Genomic DNA, 11,157 nt, shown 5'->3' with positions numbered 1-11,157 from the left:
ACCGGGGGCTCGGACAGGTTGTTGGACGGCAGGTACGACAGCAGCTGCTTGACGTACTCGATCGCGTCCTTCTCGTCCCCGGCCATGTGGTATCCCTCATCCGCGCACGTCTCATTTCCGATGGAGCTGACCTTGATTCACCCGAATCGACTCTGCGGGACGTGCCGTCATGAAAGATCATCCTAAGCCCCCTACGTATTTCAGACGAGGAGGGTTGGCGGATTTTCGAAGCGACCGTCTTTCGTACACGCTTGCTGCCGCCCGCGAGTGCGGGGATGTGTGGAGACTCGCGCGCGGTGTCTACGTTGCCGCATCCCTGAGCGCGTGCCGCACGGTACTGCAGCGGACAAACCAAGAGTACAGTCGGGGATTGATGGCATTTCCTCCGACGACGCAGCCTCCTGACGCAGTTTTTCCGGTTCGGACTGAGGTGGCTCACGGCAGGTCGGCCCGAATGCGTGGACTGCGTCCTCAAGGTGTCGCTGGTCGCACACCGGAAATCGCCCGCGACATTAGGGAATTCGTTGCCGATTGGCCGGTAAACCAGGACCTGGAAGTACTCCCGATGATGCTTCGGACTTTCACAGAAATCGGGAACAAATTCATGTTCGGCGGCGACGCAACATACTTGGCTGAGGCAGTTGAAGGCCTTCGCAAGATCAGCGAGGAGATGCCGCCTCCCCGGTCCCGCTGGTACCCGGATGTCGACAAGCGGGCCAGGGCGTTCCTGCGGGCCCAGTTCACTCAGAAAGTCCAGGACGTGATCGATCGCCGTCGGACGGAGCAGAACACAGGCGAGGATCTATTGGCCCAGATGCTCCGGCCGTCCTCGCAATACGGGACGCTGCCCGATCGCGTCGTTATCGACAGTCTTGCCGTCATGGCCGTCTCCATGTCCGACATCCCCTCCGTGGCGGCCGGCTGGATCCTCCTCAGCCTGGCGCGCCATCCAGAATCGGCGAGGCGCATCGCTCGCGAGGCACAGTCGCTTCCCGCCGATCCGCAGGATGTGACCAGCATCGCTGTCGACAAACTGCATTACACGAAAGCCTTCGTCCACGAAGTTCTGCGACTGCATCCGCCGAACTGGCTTTTCAACAGACAGACCACCCGCCGTACCACGCTCAACGGCTACGAAGTCCCGGCCGGCGCCAAAGTCCTGGTATGCGCATACTCAGCACAGCGCGATCCCAGACAGCAAGAAGACCCGGACAAGTTCGACCCTTCGCGCTGGATGTCCAGCGATGGACAACTGCGGAAAGTCAATGCCTTTCTCTCATTCGGCGACGGTCCATCCAAATGCGGCGGGATCGCACTCGCAACCTTGGAACTCACCCTCGTAACAGCAGAGGCAGCCCGCCGATACGAATTCCACGAGCCACCAGGTCCTCTACCCTCACATGAGATCCATTCCAACGGATGCAACGCGCCTGCGGGCCTCAGGCTCCGGGTTACAACACGAATCTGACGAACCGGCAGGCCATCAGGACACCTCAGCTGGAGTGTTCCAGATGAACTGTATAGTTATGCTTCATCCCGTCGGCATCAATATAGCCACGCGCATTTGCGTACGCGCCCGTGCCGCCGGTGATAGCCGTCTTCCACGGCGGCGGAGGCCCCTGCCGCGTATTGACGAGCGTATTCTGCCAGGTTAGCTGCCCGTTACGGAGACTGTAGACGCCCGTGCACAGCTCGGTGGCCGGATGAGCGGGGGTAGGATTCACAGGTCCGGTGACCTGTGTGCACATCACTACGGAGAAACCGTACTTACGCCCGTTGTGGAAGAGTTTTTCCGAGATGAGAACCTGATCGCCGACCCCTGCCGATCTACCTGCACTGCCGCTTCTCTTGTATTGCGTCAGCTTCCCGTGCAGTTTGATCACGTCGTAGCGCGTGACCACTTCCTTGTGATCCTGGGGTCGGGATCTCGAAGACGCAGAGGCGGAGCCTCCGATTACTGCTAGTGCGATCATCGAAGCTACAACCAGGCAACGCCTCGAAATGGACATGGTCGCTTCCTTTCCGACGGTGATACTTACTGAGACGCAAGCAAGCATGACCATATACGGTCGAAGCGACATGGAAACGCTACCAGCGGCGTTTGAAATCTGCGTGTCGCACGATTCCTTAATCCCACCTCGAGACTCTCAAAATATGACACTGATGCAATGCACAGAGCACTGGAACGCATAATCAAATATTCAGCACCTCGTTCGAGGAAGCGGCGAAACGGGTCTCGTCCATATGGGGCGAGACCGCGTAAACATTCACTGAGCCTTTTCAGCGTTGCCTCTCCAGGGTGAGGACGGCTTTGGCGATGACGGTCATGCGGTTGGGCCTGATCCGGGATCTGCGGAAGAGCTGCCAGCACTTCGGCCGTGCCATGGCGCGCTCGACAGGGGCCCGGGTCTGGGCGAGGGCGCGGTTGACGGTGCGTTGAGTGGGAGTGAGCTCCCCGCCGGGCGGTCGTTTGAGGCTGGGGATCGGCGAGCAGCCCGGTGACGCAGGCGTGGGCGGTGCCGGCGGATATCCCGAAGCCGGCCGAGATGCGGGAGAGGGAGCCGTGGCGGCGCAGGTAGACGAGAGCGACAAGCGCACGCCGGTGCGGCGGCAGTTTCCACCGCCGGTCATCCTCACGCGTGACGATGAGCATCGTGACCCACTCGACCAGGGCGTGCGGGAGGTCGAGTGCGGCAGGATACGGAACCAACAGGGCTCCGCTGCCGATGGGTTGAGACTTCGAACACCTCCCTCAACGGCACGGAAGCCCTGTGCGTTGCGTACCCCTCCCTCACCCCGGCCCGTCACCCGATCAGTGGCCACGCTGAAAGAGCTCACTGATCGAGTGGCTCGGGTACTGCGCGCGGTGTCAGGGCTACTGTCACCGGTACGGACGGGTGTCACCGGTACGGACGGGGCGGCAGACCGCTGTGCCCGACGCGCTGGGAGGCCGTCGAGAGCGCCCGCACCAAGCACTCACCCGCAACCGCGGGCCCCGGTGGGCGGCGCGGCGGCTCCCGGCCCGGACACGGCCCCGCGTACGCCCTGAAGGACCCCCTCCAGTGCCGGAGCAGCGCCGCTGCCCCGCTCCGCCAGTGCCTCGATGCGCTCCCGGTACCGTGCGCCGTCCGCCGGACTCACCACCGTGCGCAGTCCGGCCTCGGCGGCCAGGGCCAGAAGGGCCACGTCGCGCTCGGACACCTGGGTGACGGACACGGGGCCCGTGAGCGCCTGCCGCGCCTGTCGTTGCAGCGTCTCCACCGCCTGCGTCCGCTCCAGCTCGTACTCCGGGGACCGGAAGAGGCCGAGCACCCTCCTGCTCTCGGCGCGCAGAAAACCGGCTGCGGCGAGCTGCGCGCGGACGTCGTCGAGGGTGAAGCGGGCGTATCGCGTCACCCAGGACGCCCAGGAGCGGGGCAGGGACTCCATGACGAGTTCGAGAAGCCCGTCCAGAACGGGATCGCCGCTACGGGCGTCGAGATCCGACGGGGTGACGACACCGGCCACGTCGACGAGCAGTCCGCGCCCCGCCAGCTCGACCAAGGCGCCCGCCCGCACCAGATGATCGAGCCGGCTGTCGCAGACGAGCCTGCGCCGGGTGGTGTCCCAGGCCAGCAGATACAGCCGGGCGGGCAGCGAAGGGGAGTCATCGGGCATGGGGGCCTCCTTGCTCGCGGCTCGACAGGCGCGGCTGGACGGCCTGTACGGGCGCGAGTGGGTGAGGGGGACGGGGAAGGGCGGGGTACGCGCTGGGGTGGGTGCGGAATACGAGTGCCCGGTACGGACTTGAATACGGCTGCCCGGGTGGTGAGGGGAAGCGGGTGTCACGAAGGTGCCCGCCGGACGCGGACGAGACGGAGGCCGCGGACGAGACCGAGACCGACGTTAATGCTTTGACACACCCTGGGCTTGTTCCTACCGTGGATCGCGGTCCTGTTGCCGTCGATTGGAGAAGGACGTTGCTCGTCTGAGGTCCTGAGACACCGCGTCACACAGCGCTGACCGCGTCTGTGTGCGTCGTGTGCGACCTCGGCGTACGAGCCGTCCTCCGGTGCGGGGCCCTTTCCGTGTCCGCGGACCGTCGCCCCCTGCGGTGTCTCACACGCGTTGCCCCACCCACTCCGAGCGAGCGCGAGGCCCGCATGTCACACACCCCTGCCATCACCTGTACGTCCCTGTCCTTCTCCTGGCCCGACGGCACCCCTGTCTTCGACGACCTCCAGCTCGCGTTCGGTCCCGGCAGGACCGGGCTCGTCGGCGTCAACGGAGCGGGAAAGTCCACCCTGCTGAAGCTGATCGCCGGAGAGCTCGTCCCGACCGGCGGCACCGTGCGCGTCGCCGGCGAGGTCGGTTACCTGCCGCAGAACGTCACGCTCGACACCGAGCTGAGGGTCGACGAGGCACTCGGCATCGCCGGGACGCGCTCCGCGCTGCACGCGATCGAGTCGGGCGACGCGGCCGAGGAACACTTCACGACCGTCGGCGACGACTGGGACGTGGAAGAACGCGCCGAGGCGATGCTCGGCGAACTCGGTCTCGGTCACATCGGCCTGGATCGCACCATCGGGGAGGTCTCCGGCGGCGAGTCCGTCCTGCTGCGGCTGGCCGCGCTGCTGCTGCGCCGCCCCGAAGTGCTCCTGCTCGACGAGCCCACCAACAACCTCGACCTGTACGCGCGCCGACGGCTGTACGCGGCCGTCGAGGCGTGGTCGGGAGTGATGGTCGTGGTCAGCCACGACCGTGAACTGCTCGAGCTGGTCGACCAGATCGCGGACCTGCGCGCCGGAGAGGTCGTCTGGTTCGGCGGCACGTTCTCCGCGTACGAGGATGCGCTGGCCGTCGAGCAGGAGGCGGCGGAGCGCATGGTGCGCGTCGCCGAGGCGGACTTCCGCAAGCAGAAGCGGGAACTGGCCGAGGCCCAGGTCAAGCTGGCCCGCCGCAAGCGGTACGGCCAGAGGATGTGGGACAGCAAACGCGAACCGAAGATCGTCATGGGGGCGCGCAAACGGGCGGCTCAGGAGTCCGCGGGCAAGCACCGCATCATGCACGAGGAGAGACTCACCGAGGCCAGGGAGCGGCTCGACGAGGCGGCGGGTGCGGTACGGGACGACGACGAGATCCGTATCGACCTGCCGTACACCGCGGTCCCGCCGGGGCGGTCCGTGCTGACGCTGAGGGACCTGGAACTGACGTACGGCCCACGGGTGGCGGGCAGCCTCGACCTGCACGGTCCGGAGCGGATCGCGCTGATCGGGCGCAACGGCGCGGGCAAGACGACCCTGCTGCGGACGATCGCCGGCGAACTCGAGCCGGTGTCGGGCGAGGTGAGGGCCCATGTGCCGCTGCGCTTCCTGCCACAGCGGCTGGACGTCCTCGACGACGGGCTGACGGTCGCGGAGAATGTGGCCCGGTTCGCGCCGGGCGCCACGGGCAACCGGATCCGGGCGCGGCTGGCCCGCTTCCTGTTCCGCGGCGCGCGGGCCGACCAGCCGGCCGGGACCCTGTCGGGCGGCGAGCGTTTCCGTGCCGCTCTGGCCGCGCTGATGCTGGCCGAGCCGGCTCCACAGCTGCTGATGCTCGACGAGCCGACCAACAACCTCGACATGGCGAGCGTCCGGCAGCTCACCACGGCCCTGGAGTCGTACGAGGGGGCGCTGATCGTGGCCGGGCACGATGTGCCGTTCCTGGAGTCGATCGGCATCACGCGCTGGCTGCTGCTCGACGGCGAACTCACCGAAACCACACCGGAGGCCGCGAGACACCCGGCGTAGAGAGAGCCCTGCGGAGGTCCGGACGCCGCCCGGGGTCCGGGCCCCTCCTGGGGGTGACCGGAGGCCGCCGGAGGTCCGGGCGGCCGGTGACCTTCAGGCTGCCCGGACAGCCCCACGAAGTCCGCCCCCCGGGGAACCCCGGGAACCCGGGGACCACCGGGGAACCCGGGGAACCCGGGGAACCCCGCGGAACCCAGAGGCCGCCGCGCCCCCGGAGGCCCGCTGACCACCAGGCGGCCCAGGGAGCCCCCGAAGTCCGCCAGAGTCCGTTTGCCGTCCATGGAACAGGAAGACCGCGGTACCTCCGCGGCGGCGCGTACCCGGGGGTTCGCCCCCGGGGGACGGCCCTGCATGATGGCGGGCGACATCAACAGCCGAGACGGAGTTCCACGTGCCCAGCAAGAAAGCCCTCGTCCGCCGACCGAGCCCCCGCCTCGCCGAAGGGCTGGTCACGCACATCCAGCGGGAGAAGGTCGATGTCGGCCGCGCACTCGAGCAGTGGGAGGCGTACACGGGAGCGCTGCGCACGCACGGCTGGGAGACCATCGAGGTGGAACCCGCCGATGACTGCCCGGACTCGGTGTTCGTCGAGGACGCGGTGGTGATGTACAAGAACGTCGCGCTGATAGCCCGGCCCGGCGCCGAGTCCCGGCGCGGCGAAACGGCGGGCGTGGAGGAGGCCGTGGCCCAGCTCGGCTGCTCGGTGAACTGGATCTGGGAGCCGGGCACCCTCGACGGAGGCGACATCCTCAAGGTCGAGGACACGATCTACGTCGGCCGCAGCGCCCGCACCAACACGGCCGCCGTCAAGCAGATTCGCGCGGTGTACGAACCGCTGGGCGCCCGGGTGGTCGCCGTGCCGGTGACCAAGGTGCTGCACCTGAAGTCGTCGGTCACCGCGCTGCCCGACGGCACCGTCATCGGCCATGTGCCACTCGTGGACAAGCCGGCGCTGTTCCCGCGTTTTCTGCCGGTGCCGGAGGAGTCCGGCTCCCACGTCGTACTGCTCGGCGGCGGAAAGCTCCTCATGGCGGCCAGTGCCCCGAAGACGGCCGAGTTGCTCGCCGACCTCGGGCATGAACCGGTCCTGGTGGACATCAGCGAGTTCGAGAAGCTCGAGGGCTGTGTGACGTGTCTCTCGGTGCGCCTGCGCGACCTGTACGACTGACCGGCTGAGCAGCGCCCCCCGCTTCGACCCCGCGACCCCTCGGCCACGGGGTCTTCGGCGTGCCCATCGCCGGTCGCGGCCCTGGTCTGACCCATCATGAGGACACCTGCGGGCGAACCGTATTTACGGCGCGCTTAACCTACGGGTTCGTAACCTACGACTACGTAGCCTACGATCCCGTAGGTTTCGGTGCCGCCCGCCGGTCTGTTCAGCATCTCCCTGGAGTTCCCGTGACGATCACCTCCCCCCACCTCGGCAGCGCGTCCGTGTGGACCGACGCCCGGCTGCTGTACGCCCTGGAGGAAGTGGTCGAAAAGGAGTTGAACCGCCATCTGAAGGTCGCCAAGGACTGGATGCCGCACGAGTACGTTCCCTGGAGCGACGGCCGCAACTTCCCGGGCTTCTTCGAGGACGGCACGGCCTGGAAGAAGGAGGAGTCCAAGGTCACCGAGGTCGGCCGGATCGCGCTGATCGTCAACCTGCTGACGGAGGACAACCTCCCCAGCTATCACCACGAGATCGCCACCCTCTTCGGCCGTGACGGGGCCTGGGGCACCTGGGTGCACCGCTGGACCGCCGAGGAAGGCCGGCACGGCATCGTGATGCGCGACTACCTGCTCACCTCGCGCGCGGTCGACCCCGACAAGCTGGAACGGTTCCGCATGTCGCACATGAGCGAGGGCTTCGAGTCGGACAACCGGCACTCGATGCTGCACTCCGTCGCCTATGTCGCCTTCCAGGAGCTGGCCACCCGCATCTCGCACCGCAACACCGGCCACCAGTCCGGCGACCCGGTCTGCGACCGGATGCTCACCCGGATCGCGACCGACGAGAACCTCCACATGGTCTTCTACCGGAACCTGCTGAAGGCCGCGTTCGAGATCGCACCCGATCCGACCATGCAGGCGGTCCGGGACGTCGTGGTGAACTTCCGCATGCCGGGCCACGGTATCCCCGGCTTCGAGCGCGCAGCCGCGCAGATGGCGATCGGCGAGGTCTACAACCTGCGCATCCACCACGACGACGTCCTCCAGCCGGTGCTTCGCTACCTCAAGGTCATGGAGATCGACGGTCTCGGCCCCGAGGGCCGCCGGGCCCAAGAGGAACTCGGCCTGTTCCTCGGCGGACTCGACGCCGAGGCCCTGAAGTTCGACGAGAGGCTGGCGGCTCGCAAGGCCCGGATGGCGGCGCGCGCGGGAGCGTAGCGCGGGCGGCCGTCGGCCATGCCAGGCCCCCGCCGTAACGTTTCAGCAGCAAACGCCAGGCCGCGCCACCCTTTTGCCACGGGGAACCGTCCATCAGCATGAATATGCCGGTTGGTGTTCCCCCGCGGGCATTCTCCGGTCCAGTCCCCGTACGACGCCTGGTCGGGCCGGGTGGCGGCCCCTGGAGCTGCTCATGACGAATGCGATGTGGACACACGACGTGGAGTGGCTCGCCGCCGCCACGCCGGACCCCCGGGCGGGCAAGCGGGGGTGGCACCCGGGCGACGGCACGGTGCTGATGGAGGCCGGACGGCACTGGGACCTGGTGAGTGTCCCCCGCCAACTCGGTCTGCTCACCCTCGACATCCTGTGGTACGACCCGGTGCGCACGCCCGGACCGACGCTGGTGGACTCGGCGGCACGCCGGGTGGGCTTCCTCGTTCCAGCGGATCCGGCCGTTCACTGGTACGGGGAGGGAGTGCGTCGCGCGGGCGCGGGGTCATGGGTCGCGGTGCCCCCGCCTGACCGGTCGCCGAGCCCGCTGGAGTGGATCGTTCCCCCCGATGGAAGCGGAGCGCTGCATTCCCCGCTCATGCTGCGGCTGGCACTGCGCGAGGCCGGCGAGACGCTCGCCGTCCTGGCACCGGTCAGCGAGGACTAGTGCCGGAGTGCCGCAGCCCCCGGGTAGCCCTCCCGGCGAATCAAGCAGCACGGCTGTCACCTCCGCGCGGACCACGGACCGCCGTGAGGCGGACGGCCCGGTCTCAGTCGGCCGTGTGGCCGGCGAGGAGCGCCACGCTCTCCTCCCATAGTTCCTTCTGCACGCGGGGGTCCCGGCCGGGCTCGGGGCACTCCAGCGGCCGGGCGTCGCGGACAGAGAAGTAGCCACCGCTGGTGCGGGCGAACGCGGGGTCGGTGGCGAGCCGCACGATGATGCCGGCGCCCTTGCGGGGGTCGCCGATCCTGAGGGCGTTCAGCAGACGCCGCAGGACCGCGGAGCCGGGCAGGTGACGGCCGAGTCCGGTGGCGTTGAAGCCGGGGTCGCAGCAGTTGACGGTGATCTTCCCGGCGTCCAGGCGCCGGGCGAGTTCCTGGGTCCACATGATGGTCATCAGCTTGGTGCGCCCGTACAGGGCCATCGACTCCCGGCGGCTGTAGGGATCGGTACGGCGCAGGTCCTCGGCCAGTGCGTACGCGGTCGGGCAACGCGGTCGCGGTGTCCGTCGATCGTCGACGACGGTCCGCCCGCGCGCCCCTGCGGCGGTGCCTCGGTGCCGGTCGCGAGCCTGTTACGCGGCTTCGTAGTGGTGTGCTTCCGCTCCGCGCCACTTCACCCACGCGGGGTCGTCCAGCAGGTCCTCGGCATCGGGCAGACCCGCCCGGCCCAGGAACTCGATCACGTCCTCGTCGGAGAACGCCAGCCCCAGGCTCTCCCCGCGCGCGGTCACCCGTCGGCCGCCGGTGCCCGACGGCGGATGAACGATGACAGGAGCCCGTCCGGACATGTCTCCAGGATCGTCCCGCGCGCCCGGACGCGCATCCGGACGGGGCACTGGCCACGATCCGTCCTCGTACCCGACGGCACAGCCCCGAGAACCCGCATTCCCCCGTCCCACGGCACCCCGCGTGCCGTTCAACGGGCCGGTCGGACGGCTCCCGCGACGGACCGGACGGACCTCATCCGTTCTCCCGCCCCCGCCGCAGTTGCAGCCGCTCCTTCTCGGACAGCCCGCCCCAGACGCCGAACCGTTCGTCGTGGGCGAGCGCGTACTCGAGACACGCGGAGCGGATCACGCACAGTCCGCAGATACGCTTCGCCTCCCGCACCGAACTGCCCGGCTCCGGGAAGAAGAAATCGGCCCCCGTCTGCGCGCACAGCGCCTGCTCCTGCCAGGCGGTGTCGTACGCGGTGCTCGCTTCGATGTGCATGCCCGTGAGCGTGCCGCGCGGCGAAAAACGTCCGATCAACGCGGGATCAACGCCTCACCCGTGGTCTCGTCCACGGCTCACAGGGTGCCCCGGTCCCATACGCCGACGCACGACGGCGCGCGGCGCCAGTGCTGCGGAGGTCCACTACACAGACCACTCTACCCGTGACCGACCGTCACAGGGGCCCAACCCATGACTCCGGCGGCGATTGTCGGTGGGCGGTGCAAGACTCGGCAGTGCAGGCACCGGGAACCCTCGAAGGACCCTCGAAGGAGGGCAGTCATGCTCACCACCCGCTTCGTCGACGGCGCCCCGAACTGGCTGGATGTCGGCACTCCGGACATCGACGGCGCCGTCTCCTTCTACGGCGGTCTCTTCGGCTGGCAGTTCGAGTCGGCGGGCCCCGAAGCCGGGGAGTACGGCTTCTTCCAGCTCTCCGGCAAGACGGCGGCCGGCGGTATGGAGATCACCGAGGAGCAGGGACCGCCCTCCTGGACCGTCTACTTCCAGAGCTCCGACGCGGAGGCCACGGTGAAGGCGGCCGAGCAGGCCGGGGGCAGCGTGCGTGTCCAGCCCATGGACGTCATGGGCGAGGGCCACATGGCCATCGTCGCCGACCCCGCGGGTGTGCCGTTCGGTGTCTGGCAGCCGGCCCGCACCAAGGGCATCGAGGTGGCCGGCTCGCCCGGCGCGCTGTGCTGGGTGGAGCTGTACACACCGGACATCGCCCGCGCCGCCGCGTTCTACCACCGGGTGCTCGGCTGGGAGACCGAGGGCGTGCCCTTCCCCGGCGGCACCTACACCTGCATCAATCCCGCGGGCGCCGGATCGGACGCCATGTTCGGCGGTCTCGTTTCGCTGGCCGACGATCCCGTGGAGGCGGGGTCCGACGCCCACTGGCTGCCGTACTTCGCCGTCACGGACGCGGACGCGACGGTGAGCAGCGCCCAGGAGCTCGGTGGCACTGTCCGAATGCCGGCGACGGACCTCGAAGGGGTGGGCCGCGTCGCCAGGCTCGCCGACCCGTACGGAGCGCGCTTCGCGGTGCTCAAGAACGCGCCGCAGCAGCAGGGCTGATAGTCCG

General features: G+C 68.3%; 11 protein-coding genes and 1 pseudogene. 6 read left to right on the top strand and 6 right to left on the bottom strand.

The annotated features are described in order from the left end of the window. The first annotated feature begins 454 nt into the window (after positions 1-454). The gene (locus ABZ823_RS25120; protein WP_361664560.1) at positions 455-1,468 is read left to right on the top strand and encodes a cytochrome P450; all 1,014 of its coding nucleotides are present in this window, start codon (positions 455-457) and stop codon (positions 1,466-1,468) included. A gap of 25 nt (positions 1,469-1,493) precedes the next feature. Here the strand turns inward: ABZ823_RS25120 and ABZ823_RS25115 are convergent, their stop codons facing one another. The 3 genes and pseudogenes from ABZ823_RS25115 to ABZ823_RS25105 all read right to left on the bottom strand — a co-directional run bounded on the left by ABZ823_RS25115 (position 1,494) and on the right by ABZ823_RS25105 (position 3,657). Beyond that, positions 1,494-1,901 carry a hypothetical protein gene (locus ABZ823_RS25115; protein ID WP_361664557.1) on the bottom strand — a complete coding sequence of 136 codons (408 nt, stop codon included), beginning with the start codon at positions 1,899-1,901 and terminating at the stop codon, positions 1,494-1,496. Positions 1,902-2,280: 379 nt separating this feature from the next. Continuing rightward, positions 2,281-2,710, bottom strand: a pseudogene (locus tag ABZ823_RS25110) (transposase family protein). A gap of 266 nt (positions 2,711-2,976) precedes the next feature. Further along, positions 2,977-3,657: a GPP34 family phosphoprotein gene (locus ABZ823_RS25105; protein ID WP_361664554.1), complete on the bottom strand. Its 681-nt coding sequence runs from the start codon at positions 3,655-3,657 to the stop codon at positions 2,977-2,979. Positions 3,658-4,142: 485 nt separating this feature from the next. Here ABZ823_RS25105 and ABZ823_RS25100 point away from each other — a divergent pair, with 485 nt between their 5' ends. From ABZ823_RS25100 to ABZ823_RS25085, 4 genes are all read left to right on the top strand, one after another. Then, the gene (locus ABZ823_RS25100; protein WP_361664551.1) at positions 4,143-5,771 is read left to right on the top strand and encodes an ABC-F family ATP-binding cassette domain-containing protein; all 1,629 of its coding nucleotides are present in this window, start codon (positions 4,143-4,145) and stop codon (positions 5,769-5,771) included. 391 nt (positions 5,772-6,162) lie between these two features. Then, on the top strand, positions 6,163-6,939 hold the full coding sequence (gene ddaH, locus ABZ823_RS25095) for a dimethylargininase (protein WP_361664548.1): 777 nt from the start codon (positions 6,163-6,165) through the stop codon (positions 6,937-6,939). Positions 6,940-7,169: 230 nt separating this feature from the next. Continuing rightward, on the top strand, positions 7,170-8,144 hold the full coding sequence (locus ABZ823_RS25090; RefSeq protein WP_361664546.1) for an acyl-ACP desaturase: 975 nt from the start codon (positions 7,170-7,172) through the stop codon (positions 8,142-8,144). A gap of 193 nt (positions 8,145-8,337) precedes the next feature. Next, positions 8,338-8,805 (top strand): hypothetical protein, encoded by a 468-nt coding sequence (locus tag ABZ823_RS25085; RefSeq protein ID WP_361664543.1) that lies wholly within the window; start codon positions 8,338-8,340, stop codon positions 8,803-8,805. 103 nt (positions 8,806-8,908) lie between these two features. Here the strand turns inward: ABZ823_RS25085 and ABZ823_RS25080 are convergent, their stop codons facing one another. The 3 genes from ABZ823_RS25080 to ABZ823_RS25070 all read right to left on the bottom strand — a co-directional run bounded on the left by ABZ823_RS25080 (position 8,909) and on the right by ABZ823_RS25070 (position 10,073). Next, the gene (locus tag ABZ823_RS25080; RefSeq protein ID WP_361664540.1) at positions 8,909-9,283 is read right to left on the bottom strand and encodes a hypothetical protein; all 375 of its coding nucleotides are present in this window, start codon (positions 9,281-9,283) and stop codon (positions 8,909-8,911) included. 150 nt (positions 9,284-9,433) lie between these two features. Continuing rightward, positions 9,434-9,649 carry a hypothetical protein gene (locus ABZ823_RS25075; RefSeq protein ID WP_361664537.1) on the bottom strand — a complete coding sequence of 72 codons (216 nt, stop codon included), beginning with the start codon at positions 9,647-9,649 and terminating at the stop codon, positions 9,434-9,436. A 172-nt stretch (positions 9,650-9,821) separates the two neighbouring features. After that, positions 9,822-10,073, bottom strand: coding sequence for a WhiB family transcriptional regulator (locus ABZ823_RS25070; protein ID WP_361664534.1), 252 nt, complete (start codon positions 10,071-10,073; stop codon positions 9,822-9,824). A gap of 282 nt (positions 10,074-10,355) precedes the next feature. Between ABZ823_RS25070 and ABZ823_RS25065 the strand changes: the two genes are divergently transcribed. After that, entirely contained in the window at positions 10,356-11,150 is a 795-nt protein-coding gene (locus tag ABZ823_RS25065) for a VOC family protein (RefSeq protein ID WP_361664531.1), read from the top strand. Positions 11,151-11,157: the final 7 nt, after the last annotated feature.

It is taken from the genome of Streptomyces sp. NPDC047079 (assembly GCF_040643755.1).
Lineage (GTDB): Bacteria > Actinomycetota > Actinomycetes > Streptomycetales > Streptomycetaceae > Streptomyces.
The sequence above is the reverse complement of the archived record's forward strand: the minus strand, read 5'-3'. Positions and strand labels throughout refer to the sequence as shown.

Bases quoted from the DNA above. Each gene is read 5' to 3' on its own strand.
- ABZ823_RS25065 (WP_361664531.1), top strand. From the start codon at position 10,356: ATGCTCACCACCCGCTTCGTCGACGGCGCCCCGAACTGGCTGGATGTC.
- ABZ823_RS25085 (WP_361664543.1), top strand. From the start codon at position 8,338: ATGACGAATGCGATGTGGACACACGACGTGGAGTGGCTCGCCGCCGCC.
- ABZ823_RS25120 (WP_361664560.1), top strand. From the start codon at position 455: ATGCGTGGACTGCGTCCTCAAGGTGTCGCTGGTCGCACACCGGAAATC.
- ABZ823_RS25100 (WP_361664551.1), top strand. From the start codon at position 4,143: ATGTCACACACCCCTGCCATCACCTGTACGTCCCTGTCCTTCTCCTGG.
- ABZ823_RS25075 (WP_361664537.1), bottom strand. From the start codon at position 9,649: ATGTCCGGACGGGCTCCTGTCATCGTTCATCCGCCGTCGGGCACCGGC.
- ABZ823_RS25105 (WP_361664554.1), bottom strand. From the start codon at position 3,657: ATGCCCGATGACTCCCCTTCGCTGCCCGCCCGGCTGTATCTGCTGGCC.
- ABZ823_RS25080 (WP_361664540.1), bottom strand. From the start codon at position 9,283: ATGGCCCTGTACGGGCGCACCAAGCTGATGACCATCATGTGGACCCAG.
- ABZ823_RS25070 (WP_361664534.1), bottom strand. From the start codon at position 10,073: ATGCACATCGAAGCGAGCACCGCGTACGACACCGCCTGGCAGGAGCAG.